General features: G+C 72.9%; 22 protein-coding genes and 1 tRNA gene. 14 read left to right on the top strand and 9 right to left on the bottom strand.

Annotation, left to right across the window (positions count from 1 at the left end; genetic code table 11):
* Positions 1 to 52: 52 nt before the first annotated feature.
* The 7 genes from SMD20_RS39050 to SMD20_RS39020 all read left to right on the top strand — a co-directional run bounded on the left by SMD20_RS39050 (position 53) and on the right by SMD20_RS39020 (position 8,062).
* A complete protein-coding gene (locus SMD20_RS39050; RefSeq protein ID WP_329590887.1) occupies positions 53 to 2,467 on the top strand; it encodes a protein kinase domain-containing protein in 2,415 nt (804 codons plus the stop codon).
* Between the two features lie 109 nt (positions 2,468 to 2,576).
* On the top strand, positions 2,577 to 4,247 hold the full coding sequence (locus tag SMD20_RS39045; protein WP_329590885.1) for a serine/threonine-protein kinase: 1,671 nt from the start codon (positions 2,577 to 2,579) through the stop codon (positions 4,245 to 4,247).
* A gap of 22 nt (positions 4,248 to 4,269) precedes the next feature.
* Positions 4,270 to 5,715 carry a hypothetical protein gene (locus SMD20_RS39040; protein WP_329590884.1) on the top strand — a complete coding sequence of 482 codons (1,446 nt, stop codon included), beginning with the start codon at positions 4,270 to 4,272 and terminating at the stop codon, positions 5,713 to 5,715.
* A 48-nt stretch (positions 5,716 to 5,763) separates the two neighbouring features.
* Positions 5,764 to 6,852, top strand: coding sequence for a DUF2510 domain-containing protein (locus SMD20_RS39035; protein ID WP_329590882.1), 1,089 nt, complete (start codon positions 5,764 to 5,766; stop codon positions 6,850 to 6,852).
* A 69-nt stretch (positions 6,853 to 6,921) separates the two neighbouring features.
* On the top strand, positions 6,922 to 7,515 hold the full coding sequence (gene orn, locus SMD20_RS39030) for an oligoribonuclease (RefSeq protein WP_329590881.1): 594 nt from the start codon (positions 6,922 to 6,924) through the stop codon (positions 7,513 to 7,515).
* Between the two features lie 87 nt (positions 7,516 to 7,602).
* A tRNA-His gene (locus SMD20_RS39025) sits at positions 7,603 to 7,678 on the top strand.
* A gap of 159 nt (positions 7,679 to 7,837) precedes the next feature.
* Positions 7,838 to 8,062, top strand: a complete 225-nt coding sequence (locus tag SMD20_RS39020; RefSeq protein WP_091078046.1) for a helix-turn-helix domain-containing protein — start codon at positions 7,838 to 7,840, stop codon at positions 8,060 to 8,062.
* Between the two features lie 47 nt (positions 8,063 to 8,109).
* Here SMD20_RS39020 and SMD20_RS39015 read toward each other — a convergent pair whose 3' ends face one another.
* On the bottom strand, positions 8,110 to 8,775 hold the full coding sequence (locus SMD20_RS39015) for a helix-turn-helix domain-containing protein (RefSeq protein WP_329590880.1): 666 nt from the start codon (positions 8,773 to 8,775) through the stop codon (positions 8,110 to 8,112).
* Positions 8,776 to 8,914: 139 nt separating this feature from the next.
* Here SMD20_RS39015 and SMD20_RS39010 point away from each other — a divergent pair, with 139 nt between their 5' ends.
* Positions 8,915 to 10,135 carry an NAD(P)/FAD-dependent oxidoreductase gene (locus SMD20_RS39010; protein WP_329590878.1) on the top strand — a complete coding sequence of 407 codons (1,221 nt, stop codon included), beginning with the start codon at positions 8,915 to 8,917 and terminating at the stop codon, positions 10,133 to 10,135.
* Here the strand turns inward: SMD20_RS39010 and lat are convergent.
* The 3 genes from lat to SMD20_RS38995 form a co-directional block, all read right to left on the bottom strand.
* Positions 10,125 to 11,417, bottom strand: coding sequence for an L-lysine 6-transaminase (lat, locus tag SMD20_RS39005; RefSeq protein WP_329590876.1), 1,293 nt, complete (start codon positions 11,415 to 11,417; stop codon positions 10,125 to 10,127). The genes SMD20_RS39010 and lat overlap by 11 nt on opposite strands.
* Before the next feature lie 159 nt (positions 11,418 to 11,576).
* Positions 11,577 to 12,224 carry a PAQR family membrane homeostasis protein TrhA gene (gene trhA, locus SMD20_RS39000; RefSeq protein ID WP_329590874.1) on the bottom strand — a complete coding sequence of 216 codons (648 nt, stop codon included), beginning with the start codon at positions 12,222 to 12,224 and terminating at the stop codon, positions 11,577 to 11,579.
* A 20-nt stretch (positions 12,225 to 12,244) separates the two neighbouring features.
* Complete coding sequence (locus tag SMD20_RS38995; RefSeq protein ID WP_329590872.1) at positions 12,245 to 13,777, bottom strand: penicillin-binding transpeptidase domain-containing protein; 1,533 nt, start codon at positions 13,775 to 13,777, stop codon at positions 12,245 to 12,247.
* A 25-nt stretch (positions 13,778 to 13,802) separates the two neighbouring features.
* Between SMD20_RS38995 and SMD20_RS38990 the strand changes: the two genes are divergently transcribed.
* Entirely contained in the window at positions 13,803 to 14,648 is an 846-nt protein-coding gene (locus tag SMD20_RS38990) for a spermidine synthase (protein ID WP_329590871.1), read from the top strand.
* A gap of 138 nt (positions 14,649 to 14,786) precedes the next feature.
* Here SMD20_RS38990 and SMD20_RS38985 read toward each other — a convergent pair whose 3' ends face one another.
* Together SMD20_RS38985 and SMD20_RS38980 are read right to left on the bottom strand one after the other, a co-directional pair.
* Complete coding sequence (locus SMD20_RS38985; RefSeq protein ID WP_329590869.1) at positions 14,787 to 15,362, bottom strand: superoxide dismutase family protein; 576 nt, start codon at positions 15,360 to 15,362, stop codon at positions 14,787 to 14,789.
* Between the two features lie 96 nt (positions 15,363 to 15,458).
* Positions 15,459 to 15,734 (bottom strand): 4a-hydroxytetrahydrobiopterin dehydratase, encoded by a 276-nt coding sequence (locus tag SMD20_RS38980; protein ID WP_329590867.1) that lies wholly within the window; start codon positions 15,732 to 15,734, stop codon positions 15,459 to 15,461.
* A gap of 64 nt (positions 15,735 to 15,798) precedes the next feature.
* Here SMD20_RS38980 and SMD20_RS38975 point away from each other — a divergent pair, with 64 nt between their 5' ends.
* Together SMD20_RS38975 and SMD20_RS38970 are read left to right on the top strand one after the other, a co-directional pair.
* A complete protein-coding gene (locus SMD20_RS38975; protein ID WP_329590865.1) occupies positions 15,799 to 17,031 on the top strand; it encodes an alkyl sulfatase dimerization domain-containing protein in 1,233 nt (410 codons plus the stop codon).
* 19 nt (positions 17,032 to 17,050) lie between these two features.
* The gene (locus SMD20_RS38970) at positions 17,051 to 17,467 is read left to right on the top strand and encodes a nucleotide triphosphate diphosphatase NUDT15 (protein WP_329590864.1); all 417 of its coding nucleotides are present in this window, start codon (positions 17,051 to 17,053) and stop codon (positions 17,465 to 17,467) included.
* Between the two features lie 17 nt (positions 17,468 to 17,484).
* Here the strand turns inward: SMD20_RS38970 and SMD20_RS38965 are convergent, their stop codons facing one another.
* Both SMD20_RS38965 and SMD20_RS38960 read right to left on the bottom strand, forming a co-directional pair.
* Entirely contained in the window at positions 17,485 to 18,699 is a 1,215-nt protein-coding gene (locus SMD20_RS38965) for an aminotransferase class III-fold pyridoxal phosphate-dependent enzyme (RefSeq protein ID WP_329590862.1), read from the bottom strand.
* Entirely contained in the window at positions 18,696 to 19,613 is a 918-nt protein-coding gene (locus tag SMD20_RS38960; protein WP_329590861.1) for a carbohydrate kinase family protein, read from the bottom strand. Before SMD20_RS38960 ends, SMD20_RS38965 begins: the two co-directional genes overlap by 4 nt.
* 47 nt (positions 19,614 to 19,660) lie before the next feature.
* Between SMD20_RS38960 and SMD20_RS38955 the strand changes: the two genes are divergently transcribed.
* The 3 genes from SMD20_RS38955 (at position 19,661) to SMD20_RS38945 (ending at position 21,245) form a co-directional block, all read left to right on the top strand.
* A complete protein-coding gene (locus SMD20_RS38955) occupies positions 19,661 to 20,254 on the top strand; it encodes a TetR/AcrR family transcriptional regulator (RefSeq protein WP_329590859.1) in 594 nt (197 codons plus the stop codon).
* Between the two features lie 44 nt (positions 20,255 to 20,298).
* On the top strand, positions 20,299 to 20,934 hold the full coding sequence (locus SMD20_RS38950) for a class II aldolase/adducin family protein (protein ID WP_329590857.1): 636 nt from the start codon (positions 20,299 to 20,301) through the stop codon (positions 20,932 to 20,934).
* Positions 20,935 to 21,002: 68 nt separating this feature from the next.
* The gene (locus SMD20_RS38945) at positions 21,003 to 21,245 is read left to right on the top strand and encodes a DUF2188 domain-containing protein (protein ID WP_329590856.1); all 243 of its coding nucleotides are present in this window, start codon (positions 21,003 to 21,005) and stop codon (positions 21,243 to 21,245) included.
* An 8-nt stretch (positions 21,246 to 21,253) separates the two neighbouring features.
* Here SMD20_RS38945 and SMD20_RS38940 read toward each other — a convergent pair whose 3' ends face one another.
* Positions 21,254 to 22,825 carry a DUF885 domain-containing protein gene (locus SMD20_RS38940; RefSeq protein ID WP_329590854.1) on the bottom strand — a complete coding sequence of 524 codons (1,572 nt, stop codon included), beginning with the start codon at positions 22,823 to 22,825 and terminating at the stop codon, positions 21,254 to 21,256.
* Positions 22,826 to 22,830: the final 5 nt, after the last annotated feature.

Here is a 22,830-nt window from a genome sequence, read left to right as displayed (position 1 = left end):
CTCTTGATCGTACGTCTCATCAGGTGGGCCGGATCCTGATGGGAGTTGGCATATGGACTGGACCGCCCCCGGCTACACCCAGATCAGACAGCTCGGCGCCGGCGCCGGCGGCCGCGTCGTGCTGGCCGTGCACGACGAGACCGGGGTCGAGGTCGCCATCAAGTACCTCGCCCCGCACCTGCTCCAGGACCCGGCGGCGGTGGCGCGGTTCCAGTCGGAGGCGCGGCTGCTGACCACGCTGCGCCACCCCCACATCGCCACCATGTGGGAGTACGTCCAGGACGCCGGCGGCGCGGCCATCGTCATGGAGCTGGTCAACGGCGTGCCGCTGCGGGCGCTGCTGCGCGAGCACGGCACGGCCGAGCCCGAGGCGGCGCTGGCCGTGCTCAAGGGCTCGCTGCTCGGCCTCGGCGCGGCGCACGCGCGCGGCGTCGTGCACCGCGACTACAAGCCCGAGAACGTGCTCGTCCGCCACGACGGGGTGAGCAAGCTCGTCGACTTCGGCATCGCGGTGCGGCAGGGCTCGGCCGGGCTGCCCGAGGGCACGCCGCCGTACATGGCGCCGGAGCTGTGGGAGGGCCGGCCCGCCTCGCCCTCGACCGACGTGTACGCCGCCACCGCCGTCTTCTTCGAATGCCTGACCGGGCACCGGCCCTACCGCTCGACCGAGCCCAGCGTGCTCGGCTACCAGCACGTCCACGCCCCGGTGCCCTTCCATGAGGTGCCCGCGCCGGTGCGCGAGCTGGTCCGGCGCGGCATGGCCAAGGACCCGCTGCGGCGGCCGGCGGGCGCGGAGGCGTTCGTGGCCGAGCTGGAGGCCACGGCCGTGGCCGCGTACGGGGAGGACTGGGAGGAGCGCGGGCGGCGGCGGCTGGCCGCGCTGGTGGGCCTGCTCGCGCTGCTGCTGCCCACGCCGCCCGCGGCCACGCCGGAGGTGTCCACGTCGTTCGCCCGTACGGTCTTCCGCGGCCTGCGCGCCAACGCGGCCCGGGTGGCGATGGGCGGCGGGCTGGCCACGGCGGTGGCGGTGGCGTCGGTGATCCTGCTCACGAACCGGGAGCAGCCGCCGCCCTCCGGGCCGATCGGCGCGGCGGTGGTCGTGCCGCCGACCACCATCACGCCCGAGGCCGCCGCGGCCACCCCGAACCTGGAACCGACGCCCGAACCGACCACTGAACCGACCCCTGAACCGACCTCGGCGTCGACTCCGGAGGTCTCGCCCGAACCGCCTCCCGAGAGCACCCCCGCCACCACGCCGAAGGCCGTCGTCCCGGTGGACGAGCCTTCTGACCCGCCGCGGACCACCTCCCGCCCGGCCACCTCCCGCCCGGCCACCTCCCGCCCGGCCACCTCCCGCCCGGTCACCTCGCCGCCGACGCGCGCCCCTTCCAGGACCCCCACCCGCACCCCCACCCCCACTCCCACACCGACCCCGACGCCCACACCGACCGTGACCACTCCCTCGCCGGCCACGTCCGTGCTCGGGGTGAACGTCGGCGAGCCGACCATCGGCGCTGACGGCGTGGCCGCCGCGACGATCACCGTCCGGGCGAGCGGCACCGCGCCCGTCACCGCCACCGCCGCCTGGTCGGTCCCCGGCGGCCCCGGCAGGACCCAGCTCCTCGCCTTACGCGGCTCGACCTCCTACACGCGCACGCTGACCTGGACCCCCGGCGAGCGCGCCTGCGGGCGTACGGTCACGCTGACCGTCACCACCACCCCGGCCGCTCCTGGCGGCGCGCGGACCGCGTCCGTGTCCGTGCCGCCCTGCCCGGCCCGGGTGACCGGCCTGCGCGTGTCCCTGGACATGCCCGCCGCGCCCGGCCGCGCCGCGCGGGCGGCGATCAGGGTGACGGCGAGCGGCACCGGCGAGATCCCCGTCACGGCCCGCTTCGCGGTGAACGGCGACCAGGTCGCCACCAGGAACCTCACCCTCTCCGGCCGCACCACCTACAGCCGCGCGCTCACCCACGCCTTCCGCTCCCGCCCGTGCGGCTCGACGGTCTCGGTGCGGGTGACGGCGGGCGGCCGGACGGCCACCGCGCGGGCCGCCGTGACCTGCCCGCCCGAGGTGCGCCAGGTCACCGTGCTGCGGGCGAGCGCGAGCGAGGGCCTCACGGCGACGATCCGGGTGCTGACGTCCAGCACCGAGCCCGTACGCCTCACCGTCAGGTACACCACCGGCGGCGAGGGCGGCGGCTCCGACACGGCGACGTTGTCGGGCGAGACCTCGTACGTGCGGACCTTCACCTTCCCGGTCAGACTGGCCTGCGGCACGCGGTGGACGGTGACCGCCTCGACCGATCCGGCGGCGGGCAACGGCGGCGACTCGGCGAGCGGGACCACCGCCGCCTGTCCTCCCCGCGAGGAGGAACCGCGGGAGGAGGAGCCCCGGGAGGAGCCGTCGAAGACCCCGCGACCTGAGGCTTCGCCTGAGACTTCCGACACACCGGTGGAGATCGACTGAAGTCGTCCGTCACACTTATCGCCATATCGGCAGGGAATCCGGTTAGGTCCCGTTAAGCTACGGACCGTTTGATACGGGTGGGGGCCCACACAACGCCAGAGGAGACCGTATGTACGGCGAGGGCCAATGGGGGGTCCCCGGCTATACCGAGGTTCGCGAGCTGGGCTCGGGAGCCGCCGGACGAGTCGTGCTGGCCACGCGCGACCACGACGGCGCCGAGGTGGCCATCAAGTACCTCAGTGACGAGCTGAGGTCCGACATGGGGTTCGTCGCCCGCTTCCGGCACGAGGCCCGGCTGCTGGGCACGCTGCAGAGCGCGTACCACGCCCGCCTCATCGACTACGTCGAGTCCGGCTACGGCGCGGCGATCGTCATGGAGCTGGTCAACGGCGTCTCGTTACGCGAACTGCTCCGCTCCCAGGGCCCGACCGGCCCCGAGGCGGCGCTGACCGTGCTGAAGGGCTCGCTCCGGGGCCTCGCCTCGGCGCACGCCATCGGGGTCGTGCACCGCGACTACAAGCCCGAGAACGTCATGGTGCAGGAGGACGGCACCAGCAAGCTGGTGGACTTCGGCATCGCGGTCCGGGCCGGCGAGGACGCCGGAGCCGCGGGCACGCCGCCGTACATGGCGCCCGAGCAGTGGTCGGGCTCGCCCGCCGGCCCCGCCACCGACGTGTACGCCGCCACGGTCGTCTTCTTCGAGTGCCTGACCGGCGGCCGGCCGTACCGCGGCACCAACCTGGTCGCGCTGGCAGCCCAGCACCAGAGCGCGCCGGTCCCGGCCGAGGAGGTGCCGGCCGCGCTGCAGGGCCTGATCGAGCGCGGCATGGCCAAGGACCCCGCGGAGCGGCCGCCGTCGGCGGAGGCGTTCCTGACCGAGCTGGAGGCGGTCGCGGCCGGCGCGTACGGCCCCGACTGGGAGGAGCGCGGTCGCCGACGCCTGGCCGCGCTCGCCGGCATGCTGATCATGGTGTTCCCGACCTCGCTGGACGAGCCGGTCGAGACCGAGACCTCGTTCACCGAGAGCCGCTTCCCCGACGCGGCCGGGCTGCTGCGCAAGGTGCCGGCGAAGATCGCCGTGGCGACGGTCGGCGTCGCCGTGGTGATCGGCGCGGCCGTGTTCGCGCTGTCGTCGTCCGGCGACGAGGCCAAGCTCTCCGCGGGCTCCACCCCGGTCACCCCGAGCGCGGTCGTCCCCGCCACCGAGGAGCCCGTCGAGGAGGACGCAGAGCCCACGGAGGAGAGCACCCCCGAGGAGACCACGCCGGAGACGACGCCGACCGCCACGGAGAGCCAGGCGCCGCCTACCACCGCGCCCACCGCCGCGCCCACCACTGGGCCGACCGCCGCGCCGACCAGGACCACCGCCAGGCCCCGGCCCACGCGCAGCCCGATCAGGACGCCGACGCGGACCCGCACGCCGTCCCCGACCGCGACGGACAAGGACGAGGACGAGCCGAACGGCAGGGTGGAGGTGCCGTCGAACACCCGGCGCCCGCAGACCTCCGCCGCCCCGACCAGGAGCAGCAGCGCGCCCAACACCACCCGCCCGACGACGCGGCCCTCGGAGCAGCCCAGCACGTCCCAGCCGCCCACGTCCACGCCGCCGACCGACCCGTCCAGCCCGACCGGCGACACCACGCCGAGCGACGACCCGCGGATCGACCGCGCCGCGGCCCCCGGCGCGCTGCTCGCCCTCGGCCTGGTGACGTCCGGCGTCGTGCCGGTCACACTTGCGGTACGGGGCCGCATGGCGGGCCGCCACAGAAGGAAGCGCTAGACGCGCCGGGGGGCGAACGGCGATGAACAACTCTGAGCACGGTATCGCCGGTTTCCGGCTGACCGAGCACACGTGGATGACGGAGCTGGGCAACTGGATCGACGCCATCTCGCCGGACGGCCGCAGGGCGGGCGCGCTGCTGTTCGACGCGCGGCTCATCGGGCTGCCCGGCGTGCGCGAGCGGGTGGTGGCGGCCGTACTCACCGACCAGCGACTGGTGCTGGGCGGGCTGACCGGGCTCATCCCGGTCGCGGACGTGGTGGCGGCCGGTGACCAGGTCTGGCTGCTCACCGGCCAGGCGGTCAGCCCGACGCTGGCCGACCTGCTCACCACCGCGCCGATCGAGCCGGCCGGCGCGGCCTCGGCCCTGGTGGAGACCGCGCAGACGCTGATCGCGCTGCACGCGGCCGGGGTCACGCACGGCTCCGTGCACCCCGGCACCGTGGTCGTCACGTCCGAGGGCGCGGCGCTGCTGTCGGAGCGGGGACTGTCCGACGCCATCCGCGGCCTGGTGTCGCCGCCGGAGCGGGACGCGGCCGGATGGGCGGCGCTGGCGCGCGGGCTCGCCGCGTCGTTCGTGGCGCGGGCGCCGCAGGCGGCGCAGCTCTTCGAGCGGGCCGCCGGGCTGGCCGGGACGCTGGGCCTCGCCGCCGCGCGCGGCGCGCTGCTCGCCGAGCAGGCGTCGCTGCCCGGCGGGACGATCGGCAGGGAGGGGCTGGCGCGGGCGGCGCGAGGCCGTTCGGCGTTCGCGCAGCCGCCCGCGCACGCCGCGGCGGCGGCCCTCCCGGCGCTGCCACGCGACGAGGGCGACATCGTGACGCTGCTCGCCCCGGGCCGCGTGTGGCCGGGACAACCAGGGCCGGGGCAGGCAGGGTCGGAGCAGGCGGGGCCCGGACATGCGGGGCCGGGGCAGGCGGGGCGGTCCGAAGCCGTGCAGTTCGGGCCCGGTGTGAGCACGCAGGAGCAGCGGCCGGCGACCACCGCCGAGCAGATCTGGCGCTCCGGCCGGCCGGAGGCCGAGACCGTGCAGCGCGGCGCGGGCGGGCGCCGGGTCAAGGCGGCCCGGTCGCGGCGATGGCGCACGATCGGCTCCACGGCGCTCTTCGCGGTGATCATGGTGGGGGCGATCCTGGCCTGGTTCAAGCTGAGCGACGCGCCGGACCTCGCGATCGGGTCCGTGGACGTGAAGGTGGCCAAGAAGTCGTACGGATGCGATGCCACGGCCCTGGTCACCGGCATGGTCGTCACCAACGGCGGGTCCGGCGTGATCGCCTACGAGTGGCACAAGAACCTGGACGACGAGGTCGTCAAGGGCACGCTCCAGACGCGGTCGGACCAGACGTCGTACCAGCTGCCGCTGCGCTGGTCGCTGAACGGCAAGACCACCGCCAAGGCCACCGCCACGCTGCGCATCGTGAGCCCCGAGCCGCCGCGTACGGACAAGGTCAGCTTCACGTACAAGTGCTGATGCCCCTCGGCCTGCATACCGGAGCGGTTTCTTACTAATCTGGCCAACATGACCACCCAGACCCCCGCGGGCTGGTATCCGGACCCCTATGGCGAGCCCAAGCTCCGCTGGTGGGACGGCAGCCAGTGGACCGACGCCACCCACGTCCAGGAGCAGGGGCCCGCACCGCAGTCCCAGCCCCACCCCCAGCAGCAGCAGCCGGCCTCCGGCCCGCAGCAGCAGGCGCGGCCGGACTGGTCGGCGACACCCGCGAACCCGACGTCGCAGTACGGCGGGCCGACCTACGGGCAGTCCGCCTACGGCCAGCCGGCGCCCACGCAGCCGCACTGGAGCCCCGGCGGTCCGCCTCAGGGGCCCGGCGGCTACGCCCCGCCGCCCAAGCAGGGCAACCCGATGCCGTGGGTGTTCGGCGGCCTGGCGGCGCTCGTGGTGGTCGCGCTGCTCGTCGCGGGCGGGATCTTCCTCGTCAACCGCGGCGAGTCGAGCGCGCTGCCCCCTCCGGGCGACACCTACGTGCCGCCGGAGCCGACCGAGGAGCCGCCCTCCGAGCCGCCTTCCGGGCAGCCGTCGCCCGGCCAGAACTCCCCGCCGCCGCAGCCCGCCGACGGCCGGATCGCCGACACCCGGACCGGGATCTCGTACGAGGTGCCCGAGGGCTGGTCGGTGCCTCCGCAGCTCAACCCGGACAACCCGCCGCCCACCCGCCAGCTCTGGTCGTCGAGCGTGGAGAAGACCTCGCACGAGAACTACGACGGCAAGGGCGGCACCTGGGTGGGCAACGTCTCCACGGGCGTGCTCAACGAGCTCTACCCGTACACCGGCGCCTCCGGTCTGCGCGCCACCGCGCAGGCCGTGTTCATGGACTTCGCGCAGTTCTACTCGGTCGCGCACGAGACCAAGATCGCGGCCGACAAGGCCATCAAGATCGGCGACCGCGAGGGCTGGCTGCTGCAGTTCGAGCTGGACTTCACGAAGGCGGCGAAGGAGAACGGCTACAAGTGGAAGAAGGAGACCGGAGCCATCGTGCTCATGGACCGCGGCGCGAACGAGCAGCCGGCCCTCCTCTACGTCTCCGTGCCGGACAATCTCGGCACCGACGTGGTCGGCAAGGTCGTCGGCTCGCTCAAGCCCGCGTGACCAGTGGCACTAGGCTGTTGGGGGTAACAAGCGGGCGGATCGCTCCGAGCCGCTGGGCGAGGAGATCGTATGAGTGACTTGCTGGTCTGGATCGACTGCGAGATGACCGGGCTCGACCTCGGGCGCGACGCCCTGATCGAGGTGGCCTGCATCATCACCGACAGCGAGCTCAACCAGCTCGACGAAGGCGTCGACGTGATCATCAAGCCGCCGCCGGAGTCACTGGAGCAGATGTCGCAGGTGGTGCGCGAGATGCACACCGCCTCCGCGCTGCTGCCCGAGCTGGCCGGCGGGATGACGCTGGCCGAGGCGGAGTCGCTCGTGCTCGACTACATCCGCCGCCACGTGCCCGAGCCGAAGAAAGCCCCGCTGTGCGGCAACTCCATCGGCACCGACCGCACGTTCCTGGCCCGTGACATGCCCGCGGTGGACGGCCATCTCCACTACCGGATGATCGACGTGTCGTCGATCAAGGAGCTGGCCCGCCGCTGGTATCCACGGGTCTACTTCGCCGCGCCGGAGAAGCAGGGCGGGCACCGCGCGCTCGCCGACATCACCGAGAGCATCAGGGAGTTGCGCTACTACCGGGCGGCGATCTTCGTGGAGCAGCCGGGGCCCGATTCGGTGACCGCGCGAGGGCTCGCGGAGCGGGTCAGCGGCTGAGCCGGGCGTGTCAGCGGATAAGGAGTGGCGTAAAGACTCCCGAACCCCGCTACACTTTTCCTGTGCCGCCTCGCGCGGGCGGCCATGGTGGGTGTAGCTCAGTTGGCAGAGCACCAGGTTGTGGTCCTGGGTGTCGAGGGTTCAAGTCCCTTCACTCACCCCAAGCGCACGACGGCCGGTCCTGATGGACCGGCCGTCGTCGTTTTTCTCCCGACAATCGCCACCAAATCACGACAATGCGGGTTATGCTCGCTGTCTACCGCTAACGCCGGAAGCGCGGGGGCCTCGGCGATCTGACCGTCTTCGCGCCCCCGGAGGCCGGATGAGAGTCGACGACGCAGCGTTCGAGAGCGTGTTCACGTCCCTGAGCAAACGCGAGATCGAGGTCATGGACCTCATCGCCGACGGGGAGTCCAACGGTCAGATCGCGCGGCGCCTGTTCCTCAGCGAGAAGACCGTCAAGAACCACGTGAACCGGATCTACGCCAAGCTCGGCGTGGACAGCCGGGTCACCGCCATCGGCCTCTGGAGGTCCCGCCACCAGTAGCCGGCCACCGGCCGGAGTGCCGGCCGGGGCAGGGTGCGGGCGGTCGCTCAGGTGCCCGGGACGATGCGGCGGCCGGTCACGCGGGTGGGCGTGATCTTGAGGTATTGAGCGCGGTCACCGCCCGCCCACGGCTCGACGCCCGTGGACACGGCCGCCGCCCGCTCCTCCTCGTCCGTCACGTGGTGCAGCGAACCCTGCACCAGGACGCTCCAGCCGCCCCGCGTGCGCTCCTCGATCCGGTCGACCTCGAAGGCCACGATGTACTCGACGTCGGCCACGCCGGTGCGCAGGTCCTCGTCGGTGGACCCGCCGGTCGCGGTGCGGAAGACGATCGCGCCGTCCAGCAGCCGGAAGTTGACCGGCAGGACGGTGAGCCCGTAGCGGCCGGCGAACGCGATGCGGCCCACGCCGCCGGGCTCCAGGAGCCGCAGGCTCTCCTTCTCGTCCAGCACCACCAGCTCGGGGTGCGCGGCGGCGGGCCCGGCGCCCGCAGGCGGCTCGGCGAGCAGCTCCTCCACGGTCGTCTCCAGGGCTCCGGCCAGCCGGGCGAGCGCCTCGCGCAGTGGCAGCCCGCCCCGTCCTTCGAGGTAGGCGACGTAGCCGGCCTCGACCTTCGCGCGTTCGGCCAGCTCCTCGCCGGTGAGGCCGAGCGCTTCGCGCCGTTCGGCGATGCGGTGGCCGAGGCGCTCGATGGTGGTCACTTGCTGCGACATCGGTGATCTCCTCCCAAGGATCACCGTAGCCCCATTTCCCGGCGGGCAGGGAAAGGGGGCCTTTCTTCGCACGGTGGTTTAACCGACGCTGACGGAGTCATAGGAGTCCATGGCGCCGTCGAGGGGGAGGAAACCGGTCATGGTACGGAGAGCGCGGGTCGTGGTGGTCGGGGCCGGTTTCGCCGGCCTTGCGGCCACCCGGGAGCTGGCCAAGGGCGGGGCGCTGGTCACCGTGGTGGACCGCAACCCGTACTCCACCTTCCAGCCGCTGCTCTACCAGGTCGCCACCGCCGGCATGGGCACGGCGGACGTGTCGTACCCGATCAGGACCTTCGCCGCCAAATGGCCGAACGTGCGGGCGCGCCGGGCCGCGCTCAGCAAGGTGCTGCCGAACGAGCGGCGGGTGGAGCTGGAGGACGGCAGCTCGCTGGAGTACGACTACCTCGTGCTGGCCACCGGCGTGACCACGAACTGGCTCGGCGTGCCGGGCGCCAGGGAGAACGCGCTGCCCATCTACTCGCTGAACGACGCGGCCACCCTGCGGCGGCGGCTCCAGCACTACCTGGAGGACACGGCGGCCGGGCGGCGCGAGAGCACCCACGTCGTGGTGGTGGGCGCGGGCGCGACCGGCGTCGAGGTGGCCGGCACGCTGGCCGAGCTGCGCCGCCGTACGCTGCCGCTGACGCATCCTGAGATCCGGCCGGACCAGACGAGCGTGACTCTCGTGGAGCGCTTCGACTATGTGCTGGCCCCGTACAAACCGCGGCTGCGCCAGGCGGCGGAGAACGCGCTGCGCCGGCGCGGCGTGCGGATGCGCCTGGGCTCGACGGTGGCCTCGGTGGAGCCGGACGCGGTGGTGCTGAAGGACGGCACGCGGCTGCTGAGCGACGTGACCGTGTGGGCGCTCGGCGTCACCGCGCCCGACCAGGTCGCCGACTGGGGGCTGCCGCAGGGCAAGGGCGGGCGGATCACGCTCACCGAGGCGCTGAACGTGCCGGAGCATCCGGAGATCTTCGTGGCCGGCGACCTGGGCGCGCCGCCGAAGCCGCTCCCCCAGCTCGCCCAGCCGGCGTTGCAGATGGGCAAGCATGTGGGGCGGCAGATCATCGCCGCGGCCAAGGGCGAGCCGCTGCGGCCGTTCCGCTACAGCGACCCCGGCATCATGGCGACGGTGGGCAAGGCGGAGGCGGTGCTGGAGCGGCCCAGCGGGCTCACCATGCGCGGGTTCCCCGCCTGGCTGATCTGGATCTTCGTCCACATCGCCTACCTGCTGGGCGGGCGCAACCGGGTGAGCGTGCTGCTCAACTTCTTCTGGCGCTACCTCGGTCCGCGCCGCACCGCCACCAGCGTCACTCAGTGACCGGCGTCCCGGCGTCGAGCGCGGCCGCCAGGGCGCGCAGCCCGTGGTCGAGGTCGGCCTCCGGGATGTTGAGCGCCGGGCGCAGCCGCACCGAGCGGGGCCCGCAGGCGAGCACGAGCACGCCGTGATCCTCCCTGAGCCGGGCCACCAGGGCGTCCCTGGCGGCCGGTGAAGGCAGGTCGAAGGCGGCCATCAGGCCGCGCCCGCGCACGCCGGAGACGGTCTCCGGATGCTCGGCCTCCAGCTTGACGAGCCGTTCGAGCAGTACGGTGCCGAGCGTCCCGGCGCGCTCGATCAGGCCGTCGCGCTCGATGATCTCCAGGATGCCGCGGCTGCGGACCATGTCCACCAGCCCGCCGCCCCAGGTGGAGTTGATCCGGCCGCTCACCTGGAACACGTTGTCGGGCACCAGGTCGATCCTGCGGCCGGCCATGATGCCGCCGACCTGGACCTTCTTGGCGAACGCCACGACGTCGGGCTCCAGCCCGAGCTGCTGGTAGGCCCACGGCGTGCCGGTCGTGCCGCCGCCCGTCTGGACCTCGTCCAGGACGAACAGGGCGTCGTACTCGTGGCACAGGCGCTGCATGGCCTGCAGGAACCTGGACGTCATGTGGTTGTCGCCGCCCTCGCCCTGGATGGGCTCGGCGATGAAGCAGGCGATGTCGTGCGGATGCCGTTCGAACGCGGCCCTGGCCTGGGCCAGGGCGCGCTCCTCGGCCGCCTCGACATCGCCGAGATGGGTGGCGGGCACCTCGACGCGCGGCCAGTCGAAGGTCGGGAAGCGGTCGGTCTTGCCCGGCTCGGTGTTGGTCAGGCTCATGGTGTAGCCGCTGCGGCCGTGGAAGGCCCGGGTCAGGTGCATGACCTTGGTGCCGAGGTCGCGGGAGCGGCCGGCCGCCTCGTTGCGCCGGCTCTTCCAGTCGAAGGCGGTCTTGAGGGCGTTCTCGACGGCCAGGGCGCCGCCCTCGACGAAGAACAGGTGCGGCAGGGCGGGGTCGCCGAGCACCCGGACGAAGGTCTCCACGAAATCGGCCAGGTGCTCGGTGTACATGTCGGGGTTGGCCGGTTTGTTCCGCGCGACCTGGCCGAGCAACTGGACGAAATCAGGGTCGAAGGGCGGGTTCACGCCCAGCGGGGCGGAGGCGAAGAAGGTGTAGAAGTCCAGGTATCGGCGGCCGTCGCGCGCGTCGACGAGCCAGGATCCGCGGCTCAGCTCCAGGTCGAGCACGAGGCGGTAGCCGTCGACGAGCAGGTGGCGGGCAAGGCGGGTGTGTACGTCCATGTCGCCTCCACTGTGGGCGGACAGGTCGCGCGCATCTCCGGTGAAGCGCCGACCCACACGTAAAAATTACGGTATATGTACCCATTAAGTGAAGTTCTTCAACGGCCGCCGCCGTGCCGATCAGACGCGCCGATCAGACGGGCCGATCAGACGGGCCGATCAGACGTGCGAGTAGACCACGATGGACACCGCGATGTACTGCACGAGGTACGCGGCGAGGGTGAAGGCGTGGAAGACCTCGTGGAAGCCGAACCAGCGGGGCGAGGGGTCGGGGCGGCGCAGCCCGTAGACCACCGCGCCGGCGGAGTAGAAGACGCCGCCCACCGCGACGAGCACCACGGCGGCCACCCCGGCGCCCTCCAGGAGCTGCGGCATCACGAAGATCGCGGTCCAGCCGAGCAGCAGGTAGAGCGCGGTGGACAGCCAGCGCGGCGCGTTGAGCCAGAACAGCCGGAACAGCACGCCCGCCGACGCCCCGCCCCAGATGATGCCGAGCACCGCCACCTGCGCCGCGCCCTCCAGGGCGAGCAGCGCGAACGGCGTGTAGGTGCCCGCGATGATCAGATAGATGTTCGCGTGGTCGAAGCGGCGCAGGACGGCGGCCAGCCTCGGCCCGAGCGTGCTCCGGTGGTAGGTCGCCGAGATGCCGAACAGCAGCGCCGAGGTGATCGCGTAGACGGCGGAGGCCAGGCGGGCCTGCAGCGTCGGGCCGAGCGCCACGAGCACGAAGCCCGCGACCAGGGCCACGGGCAGCGCGCCCGCATGCAGCCAACCGCGCAGCCTGGGCTTAACGGTCAAGGTCGTCATGAAAGCTACGGTACCGTAGGTTAGAGGCCGTTGATGAAGCGGACGGCGATGGGCACGGCGGCGCCGCGCCCCGATCCCCCGTGCCGGACGAACACGCAGAAGGCCAGGTCATCGCGGTATCCGATGAACCAGGCGTGCGACCGGCCGTCCGGCGTCTCGGCCGTGCCGGTCTTGCCCGCCACGCCCGCGGGCAGCCCCATCCCGGACGCCGTGCCGTGGTCCACGACGGCCGCCATCATGTCCCTGAGCGCCTGCACGACGCGCTGGTCCATGCGGACGTCCTCGCTCGTGACGCCGTCCACGCGGCGCACCTGCTCCTTCGACAGCAGCCGGGGCGAGCGCCAGGTGCCGCTCTCCACGGCGGCGGCCAGCGCGGCCATGCAGAGCGGCGTCGTCACCACCTCGCCCTGGCCGATCACGTCCTCGGCGAAGGTGTCCACGCTGTCGGTCACCGGGACGGTGCCGCAGCTCCCGCCGATCCCGGTCACCAGCTGCCGGCCGAATCCCCACGCGGCCGCCGTCTCCGCCAGCGCCGCCGAGGTCAGCCGGTTGGTCGCCTGCTCGACGAACGTGGTGTTGCAGGAATGGGCGAAGGCGTCGGTGAACGTGATGATCCCCCGGTCCACCTCGCCGTCGTTGCGGATCGTACGGAAGCCGGGCACGGTGTACGAGCCGGGGCACGGCACCTCGGCCAGCGGATCGAGGCCGTGCTGCACCAGCGCCGCCGCGGTGACCGTCTTGAAGATCGAGCCCGGTGGGAAGACGTCGCGCACGGCGCTGAAGTTGTCCTTCAGCCGGTCGGCCAGGCCCAGGATCTCGCCGGTGCTGGGCCGGACGACCACGATCGTGGAGTCCTCCACCGCGTCCAGGGCGCGGGCGGCGGCCGCCTGGACCGGGCGGGAGAGGGTGGTGCGCTCGACGTTCGCCTCGGGCTGCTTGCTGAGCAGCGACCGGTCCGGCTGCCCCGGCGTCTTCAGCAGCAGCTGCCAGCCGGTGTGCGCCTCGGCGAACTCGGGCTTGAGCGGGTCGAGATAGGCGTCGGCGTAGCTGTCGTGCGGGATGCGGTCGCCCTCGCTGGTCACGAACTCGGCCGAGGTCGTCTCGATCTCCCCCAGCTCCAGCCGCGCGCCGTCCTTGAGCAGCGGGTGCAGCGTCTCGGGCGTCCACAGGACCTTCCACGCCCGGTCGCGGACGGCCAGCCGCAGCGTGCCGTCGAACGGCCACGCCCCTAACTCCGCGAGCCGGCGCACGCCCGCGAACGGCACCTCCGCCGACTCCTCCCCCGTCCGCCTCAGCGGTCCTGGCGTCAGGGCCAGCGACTCGACGTGCAGTTCCTCCGACAGCGCCCGGTGGCGGGTCACGAAGTCCGCCGGCGGCTGGTGGACCAGCCGCTCCATGCCCAGGACGTCTCCTTTGCGCCAGGCCGCGAAGTAGGCCGCCGCCGTCCCGGCCGCGCTCCCCTTCACCCGGTCCGCCGCGAAGACGGCGAACGCGCCGGCCCCGACTATCGCGGCCACCGCGACAACGAGCACAATCAGCTTCCGGCGTCGCATACGGTTTCTCCCGGGAGGGATCAGCGTGACACGTGGACAGCGGGAACCGGCGCCTGGGGTCTATCCGGTGACGTTCGGCGAGGTCGAACTTCTCCGGGACCTGGACAGGCAGGACGGCTGGGTGCTGTCCAAGGATGGCGTACCTCAGTCTTATGTGGATCTCAAAGACCCCACATTTCTGGAATTCGAGTACGTACGCCTCATGGCGGACGTCATCGACCTCCTCGACGAGGGACCGCTCAGCTGTCTCCACGTGGGCGGCGGCGCCTGCTCGATCCCGCGCTACGTCTCCGCCACCCGCCCCGGCTCGCGCCACATCGTGGTCGAGCCCGACGGCCTCCTCGTCAATCTCGTACGCGAACAGCTCGACCTGCGTTCGGTGCCGCGGCTGAAGGTGATCGTGGAGGGCGGGCGCACGGGCACCGGCAAGGTGTGGGACGACACCGCCGACCTGGTGGTGCTGGACGCCTTCACCGGCGCGACCATGCCCATCGAGCTGGCCACCGCCGAGTACATGGGTGACCTGGCCCGCGTCCTGCGCCCGGAGGGCACCCTGCTGATCAATCTCGCCGACGGCAAGGGCCTCGCCTTCGCCCGGCGGCTGGTCGCGACCGTCACGGAGACGTTCCGGCACGTGACGCTGCTGGCCGAGCCCGGCATCCTGCGGGGGCGGCGCTTCGGCAACCTCATCGTCGCCGCCTCCCGCGCGGAGCTGCCGGTGGACCTGCTGACCCGCCGCGCGGCCGGCGGCCTGACCCAGGCCCGGTGCGTCCACGGGGAAGCACTGACGAACTTCATCGCCGGCGCGCCCCCCATCAGGGACGGCGACCACGTGCTGACGCCGGTCCCGCCACCCGCCGTCTTCGGCTGAGCCCTCAGGCGAGCGGGCGCGCGGCTGCCGTCTGCCGGGCCTGGTAGAAGATCACGTCGTCGCCCGTACGGACCCAGACCAGCTCGTCCACCTGCGGCTGGCTGGTCACTGCGCTGCCCTTCTCCCGGGTTTTCGCGGTCAGCGCAGGGTCAGGCAGGCGACCCGGTCGCCCGCGGTGCCGGCCTGCGGGCCGCTGGTCACGGTGGGCTTGGCGTGGATCACCAGCGAGCCGGGCAGGCGGGCCGGGTCGAACGCCCAGTCCTGCTTGGCCGTGGACCGGCCCGCCCCGTCGGCATCGGTGGTGAAGTCGAGCCAGACCTCACTCGCCGGGGTGATCTGGCCGGGGTGGTGCTGGTAGTGCGGACCGGCGTCGTCGGGCTTGCCGCCGCAGGGCTTGGCGTGCAGGTGGGCGCCGTAGTGGCGGCCGGGCAGCAGGCCCTCGGCGACGAGCGAGGTGCGGGTCGCGCCCTCCGACGACTCGACGGTGACGCTGACCTGGGCGCCCTCGGGGACGAGCGCGCGGTCGTAGGCGATGACGCCGGTGTCGGTGGTCGTGAACTCGCCCGCCGACGAGAGGTTGACCGCGCCCGCCTGCGCGGCGGCGCCAGCCGGGGCGGCGGCGCGCTCGTCCGGCCCCGCGGCGTGCATGGGCGGGGGCGAGCCCGCGCAGCCGGCGGCGGCGAGCAGAACGAGCAGGAACGCGGGCACGCGCATGTGAACTCCCCCAAGGTCCGGAGCCGGCGGCTGCCGAGAGGCCACCCACTCTAACGAGTGACCACGAAACTACGGGGAGTATTTGCGAGAAGCCCGTCAGGCGCCGTGCTCGGCGGCGATCGCGTCGATGACGGCCGCCAGCGTGAAGTCGAGCTCGGTGAGTCCGCCCTGGTCGTGCGTGGTGAGCGCCAGGTGCAGGGTGCGCCAGCGGATGTCGATGTCGGGATGGTGGTTGAGCTCCTCGGCCTTGACCGCGATCGCGTCGACGATGCGAATGGCCGTGGGGAAGTCGGGCGCCTCGACGGTGCGCCGGATCTCCTCGCGCTCGCGCCGCCAGGCGGGAAGGTCCTTGAGCCTGCTCTCGACGTCCATGAGGTCACCCTATGGCAGGGCTGGGTCCTTGCCGGGGACGCTCCCCCGGACGCAGAGTGGTCGCATGATCGAGGAGTACGCGGACCGCGTCTGGCGCGGCGAGTCGGACGACAGCATCGTGGACGCGGGCCTGGCCGGCGGCGGCGTCCACCCGATCGCCGACGGGGTCGGCTGGTGGCAGGGCTTCGGCAACGCGGTCGCCTTCGCGGGCGAGGGCGAGCTGGCGCTCTTCGACACCGGCAGCCCGTTCTCGGCCGGTCGGCTGCACGAGGACGTACGGGCCTGGAGCCGCGCGCCGCTGACCACCGCGTTCTACTCGCACGGGCACATCGACCACGTCTTCGGGCTGGGGCCGTTCGAGGAGTCGGGGCCGCGCGCCACCGTCTTCGCCCACGAGGCCGTCGGCGACCGCTTCCGGCGCTACGTGCTCACCAACGGCTACAACGCGGTGATCAACCAGCGCCAGTTCCAGGCGGACGACCTGCGCTGGCCGGCGGAGTACCGCCATCCCGACGTGACCTACCGCGACGCGCTGACCGTCCGGCGGGCCGGGGTGACCTTCGAGCTCACGCACGCCAAGGGCGAGACCGACGACGCCACGATCGGCTACGTCCGCGAGCACCGGCTGCTGCTGCCCGGGGACCTGTTCATCTGGGTGACGCCCAACTGCGGCAACCCGCAGAAGGTGCAGCGTTATCCGCGCGAGTGGGTGCACGCCCTGCACCGCATGGCCGCCATGGACGCCGAGATCATGCTGCCCAGCCACGGCGCGCCGATCTTCGGCCGCGACCGCATCAGGCGGGCCCTGCTGGAGACCGCCGAGTGGCTGGAGTCGCTGGTCGCCCAGACCCTGGACCTGCTCAACGCCGGGGCCCGGCTGGACGAGATCATCCACACCGTGCGCCCGCCCGCGCACCTCGCCGACCGGCCCTACCTGCGGGCGCGTTACGACGAGCCGGAGTTCGTCGTACGCAATCTGTGGCGGCTCTACGGCGGCTGGTACGACGGCAACCCGGCCACGCTCAAGCCCGCCCCCGACGCCGTGGTGGCCGAGGCGGTCGCCCGGCTGGCGGGCGGCCCCTCGGCGCTGGCGGACGCGGCGCTGAAGGCGCTGTCCGACGGCGACGAGCGCCTGGCCGGGCACCTGGCCGAGATGGCGGCCCTGGCCGCGCCGGACGACGCGGGGGTGCACCGGGTGCGGGCGGAGGTGTTCGCGGCCCGGGCGGCGAGCGAGCGCTCCCTCATGGCGAAGGGCGTCTTCGCCTGGGCCGCCGCGGAGTCCAGGAAGCGGTCCTGAGCCGTTACGGTGAGGTCCCGTGGAACGGATCATCGGAGTCGGCGTCGTGCTCACCGCGCCCGGCGGGCGCATCCTGCTGGGCGAGCGGGTCAAGGCGGGCGAGCCGCCGTCGTGGTGCCTGCCGGGCGGGGCGGTGGAGCCCGGCGAGGGGTTCGAGGCGGCCGCCGCGCGGGAGCTGCGTGAGGAGACCGGCCTGTCCGACGCCGGGCCGCCCCGGGTCACCGCCGTGGTGCTCGACCATCCCGGTGAGGGAGTGGTGCGGGTGACCGCGGCGGTGACCATGGAGCTGCGGTCGGGCGAGCCCGTGGTCACCGAGCCGCACGTGTTCCGGTCGTGGCGCTGGTTCGCCGTCGGCGACCTGCCGTCACCGCTGTTCCCGGCGACGGCGCGGGTCCTCGGCGGATACGGCGAGGGCCACTACCGCGTCACCGGCTGAACCTCCCGCCCGCCGGTTCAGCCCAAGTGGGCGCGGGTCTCGGCGAAGGCCAGGTCGGTGCCTTCGAGCGCCTTGGCGACGTCCTCCTCGGTGTGGGCCGCCGACATGAACCAGTTGTGCCACGGGTGCAGGTAGACGCCGTGGCGCAGGCAGGCGTCGCTCCAGTGCATGGCCACGGACAGGTCGGCGTCGCCGTCGAAGCTGAGCCACGGGATGGTCACCGGGCCGGTCTGGTTGACCACGAAGCCGTGCGCCTTCGCCTGGGCGTAGAGGCCCTCGCGGAGCTGGGCGCCCGCGCGTTCCATGGCGGCGATGGCGTCGGTGTCGCGCAGGGTCTCGATGGTGGCCTTGGCCGCCGCCATCGCGACCGCGGAGAACCAGAACGAGCCGGTCGAGTACAACGTCTGGGCGGCGCCGCGCAGCGCGTCGGTGCCGGTGACGGCGGCGATCGGGTAGCCGTTGGCCATGGCCTTGGACCAGGCGGTCAGGTCGGGGCGCACCCCGTACGGCTCCCAGGAGCCCCGCAGGTCGATGCGGAACCCGGCGCGCACGTCGTCGATCACCAGGGCCGCGCCGATCCGGTCGGCGAGGGCGCGGGCCCCGCGCGCGAAGGCCGGCTCGACGAGCTCCTGGTCCTCGAACGAGTCGTGCTTGAACGGCGTCACGATGATCGCCGCCACGTCACCCTCGACGGTGGCCGCGGCGGCCTCCAAGGACTCCAGCGAGTTGTACGCGAACTCCACCAGGTCGGCCCGCTCGTTCGGCGTGGTGCCGGCCGGCGAGGGCGTGCACCAGGGGTCGGCCCCGTGGTAGGCCCCGTGCGCCATCAGCACCTTGTTCCGGCCGGTGGCGGCCCTCGCGACCATGAGGGCCTGGGTGGTGGCGTCGGTGCCGTTCTTGGAGAACATCGCCCAGTCGGCGCTCGGGATCAGGTCCACGAGCAGCTCGGCCAGCTCCACCATGATCGCGCCGGGGCCGTTGAGGCAGTCGCCGAGCGCGGCCTGGCGGGCGGCGGCCTCCTCCACGCGCGGATGCCGGTGGCCCAGCACGACGGGGCCCCAGCTGCACATGAAGTCGATGTACTCGCGCCCGTTCACGTCCCACTGGCGGCAGCCCTCGCCCCGTTCGAAGAACTGGGGGAAGCCGGGGGCGAACAGGGCCGCGTTGAGGTGGCCGTACATGCCGCCGGGGACGACTTTTGCGGCTCGCGCGCGGAGGTCGGCGTCGTTCATCGGAGCATCCTTAGGGTCGAGTCGAGATCGGTGAGGCCGGCGTCGGAGCCGAGCCCGGTGGCGACGCGGGCGGCGGCGGCCGTGCCCCAGCGGGCGGCGGCGAGGACGTCCTCGCCGTGGAGGAGGCCGGTGAGGAAGCCGGCGCAGTACGCGTCGCCGCACCCGGTCGTGTCGACGACCTCGGTCTTGAGCGCCGGCACCCGTTCGGCCCCGTCGCCGGTGACGACGAGGCTGCCCTCCTCGCCGAGGGTGACGAGCACGCCGCGCGGGCCGTCGGCCAGCAGCTCGCGGGCGGCCTCCTCGGCGTCCGCGGCCCCGGTCATGAGCCGGGCCTGGGACTCGTTGGGCAGGACGTAGTCCACGTGCGGGAGGAAGGCCCGCGCCATCCCGAGCAGGTCGGGCATCTCCGACAGCAGGTCCATCGTGACGACGGTGCCGGCGGCGCGGATCTCGTCCAGGAGGGCGAAGAAGGCCGGGTCGCCCAGGCCGAACGTGACGTCCATGCCGCCGAGGTGCACGCCCCGGGCGCGGCGCAGCACGTCGGCGTCGAGGTCGGCGGTGACGACGGAGAGGTTCGCGCCGGGGACGTGGAAGCTGGGCCGCCCGCCGTCCGGCCGGATCGGCAGGATCGAGGCCGCGGTCGCCTCTCCCGTCCTGCGCCGCAGGCAGGAGGTGTCGACGCCGCGCTTGGCCAGCACCATGAGCAGGAAGTCGGCGAGTTCGTCGTCGCCGACCGCGCCCATGGTGACCACGTCGTTGCCCAGTTTGACCAGGTCCACGGCGGTGCCGGCCGCCGCGCCGGCGGCCGTGAGGCGGATCTGGTCGACCAGCACGGTGTCCTGGCCCTCGGGGATGTGCTCGACGGGCCTGGCGAGTATGTCGACGATGTGGACGCCGACGGTGACGACGGTCATAGTCTAAATAGACAGACGTCCGAATAAAACGTCAAGTGGAGGTTTCGATGCCGAAGATCGTCGACCACGACGAGCGCAGGCGCGAGGTGCTGTCGGCGGCCCGCCGGGTGATCGTCAGGGACGGCATCGACGCCGCGACCACCCGGGCCATCGCCAAGGAGGCCGGCTACTCCAACGGCGTGCTGGCCCACTACTTCGCCGACAAGGACGAGATCCTGCTGTCGGCGCTGCGCCAGTCGCACCAGCGCATCCGCGAGCGGCTGACCGGCAAGGTGGAGGGCGCGAGCGGCCTCGCCGCGCTGCGCGAGCTGCTGCTGGACAACCTGCCGCTGGACGCCGAGCGCACCCAGGAGTCGCGGCTGGAGGTCAGCTTCTGGAGCCGCAGCCTCGCCTCCGAGCGGCTGGCCGGGGTGCAGCGGGCGGAGGCGGACGAGCTGCGCGCCGCCGTACGCGAGCTGCTGGGCCAGGCGCGGGCGGCCGGCGAGCTGCGCGGCGACCATCCCGACGACGGACTCGACGACCTGGCCGAGCACTTGCTCGCCCTCGTGGACGGGCTCAGCCTGCACCTGCTGCTCTACCCGGACCGGTTGAACCGGGTGGACGTCGAGCGGCTGATGCTGCGCGCGCTCGACCGGCTATGACCACGATTGCGTCGTATTCGGACGACCGACTAGATTGCGCCCTCATGGACCCTCGCGAACAGCTCTGCGCGTACGGCCGCCGCGCCGTCGAGCTCGGCCTGGTCATCGGCACGTCCGGCAACCTCAGCGTGCGCGAGGGCGACCTCGTCGCGGTCACCCCGTCCGGGGTGGCGCTCGACCGGCTCACGCCCGAGATGTGCCCGCTGGTCGACGTCGAGGGCTACCTGGTGGAGGGCGAGCTGCAGCCCTCCAGCGAGACGCCCATGCACCTGGCGATCTACGCGAGCACCGACGCGCGGGCCGTGGTCCACACGCACTCGGTGTTCGGCACGGTCGTGGCCACGACGATGACCGAGCTGCCGCCGGTGCACTACAACGCGCTGCTGCTGGGCGGCGTGGTCAAGGTCGCCCCTTATGCGACGTACGGCACCGACGAGCTGGCCGCCAACGTGCGGGAGGCGCTGGCCGGCAAGCAGGCCGCGCTGCTCGCCAACCACGGCGGGGTGACCATCGGGCCCGGCCTGGAGCAGGCGTTCGAGGCCACCCGGCTGCTGGAGTGGCTGTGCGAGGTCTACGTCAGGGGGCTCGGCGTCGGGCGGCCGGCCGTCCTCACGGACGAGCAGCTGGCCGCCGTGGTCGAGCGGGCGCTCAACCCCCCGTCGTTCCCCCGGCGCGGCTGACGCGTGACTGCCGGGCCGATCACTGGGTAGACGCCCGGTCCAGTGTCAGTCGCGAGAAAGGAACGATCATGGCCGGACAGGCCAACTCCCGAGACGTCGTCCAGCGCCCCGACGGCACCTGGGCGGTCACCAAGCCCGGCTCCGAGCGCGCGCTGCACACCGCCGCGACCCAGGCCGAGGCGGTGGAGCGGGCCCGCGAGCTGCTGCACCGCGACGGCGGCGGCGAGCTGCGCGTCCACGGCACCGACGGCAAGGTGCGCGACCAGCGCACCATCGCCCCCGGCAACGACCCCACTCCCCCGAAGGGCTGAGCCGGCCGCTATCCCAGCGCCGCCTTCTCGGCCAGCCCCAGCGGCAGGCCGCCGGAGCCGGCGATGCGGTCGTGGAACTCCTTGAGCGAGCCCTGGAACGACTGCCGGATCCGGTCGATCTCGATGGCCCCCGTCAGGTACGAGGGCGCCTGGGTGGGCCAGGCGCAGTAGCGGTTGACCTCCCCCTGGGCGGTGCCCGGCGACAGCGACGCCTTCGTGGCCATGAACGTCTCGGCCTCCTCGATCGACATGTCCTCGCAGTGCAGCGCGGTGTCGACGACGATGCGGGCGGCGCGGAAGATCCGGCAGTCCAGGTGGGCCAGCTCGGTGGCGGGCGTGTCGAAGTAGCCCTGCTCGTGCAGGAGCTTCTCGACGTACAGGGCCCAGCCCTCGCTGAAGTAGGGGGTGCGGAAGACCTTCCTGACCGTGCGCGGGTTGCCCGCCATGTACGACAGGTGCCAGTGGTGGCCGGGGTAGGCCTCGTGGACGGCGATCGAGGGCATCTGGGCCCGGGAGTTCGTCCGCAGCCGCTGGCGCACCTGCTCCTCGGTGAAGTCGTCCGGCGTGTACGGCACGAAGAACACGCCGGTGCGCGAGCCAGCCAGCGGCGGCGGCGCCAGGTAGTGGGCGACGGACAGGACCGGCCGGGTGTACTCGGCGGAGGGCAGCACCAGGCACTCCTCGCCGTCGGCGAAGGTGACCAGGTCGCGCTCGGCGACGAAGGCGCGGGCGCGCAGGGTCTCGGCCTCGTACTCGGCCCGCATGTCGGCGAGGGTGGGCGGGTGGTCGTCCATCAGGGACTCCATGGCCGCCCGCCAGTCCTCGCCGCCGTTCACCCGGACGGCGACCTCGCGCATCCTGGCGTCCAGCTCGGCCCAGGCGGCCTTGCCCTTCTCGTGGAGCTCGGCGGCGCCGTAGCCGAGGAGCTCGCGCTCGCGGAGCAGGGTGGAGTAGAGCTTCTCCCCCATGCGCCAGGTGCCGCCGCACTCGAAGCCCTCAAGGAAGGTCACGAGCTCGTCGAAGGCGCGGGCGGCGGGCTCGGCGGCCTCGGCCAGCCTGGCGCGCAGCGTGTCGTCCCCGACCATGCCGGGGATGGTGCGGGTGAGGAAGTTGCGGCCGGTGCGGGCCTGGCCGAGGCCGCGCTTGACGAGCAGCGGCGCGGCGAGGTCGGGGTCGAGGTTGGCGCGGCAGGCGGCGAGCACGCCGGGCACCTCGGCCAGCCGGGAGATGGCGGCCGCGACCAGCTCGGGCTCGGGCTGGAGCCGCCGCTGGAACGGGGTGTACATCGCGCCGAAGACCGGCGAGAGGTAGACGCCCGGGTCGCGGCGCCATTCGGGCGAGGACGACGCGATCGCGATCGAGCCTCTGAGCTGGGAGAGGACGAGGTCCCTGTCGATCTCGTCGTCGAGGGAGGCGGTGGGGAGGCCCTGTAGCCGCTCGGCCCAGCGGATCTCCTCGCGTTCGCGGGTGGCCCAGGCGGCGGCGGTGAAGTCGCCTAGCGTGTGATCGTAACCGTCCGCCCCCAGCAGGCTGGCGAGCACGGGATGGTCGGAAAAGTACCACTTGAGAAACTCGTCCACCGCCG

Origin of the sequence: Nonomuraea sp. LP-02, assembly GCF_036289125.1 — a bacterium.
GTDB classification, from domain to species: domain Bacteria; phylum Actinomycetota; class Actinomycetes; order Streptosporangiales; family Streptosporangiaceae; genus Nonomuraea; species Nonomuraea bangladeshensis.
This window is presented reverse-complemented; position numbering and strand designations above follow the sequence as displayed.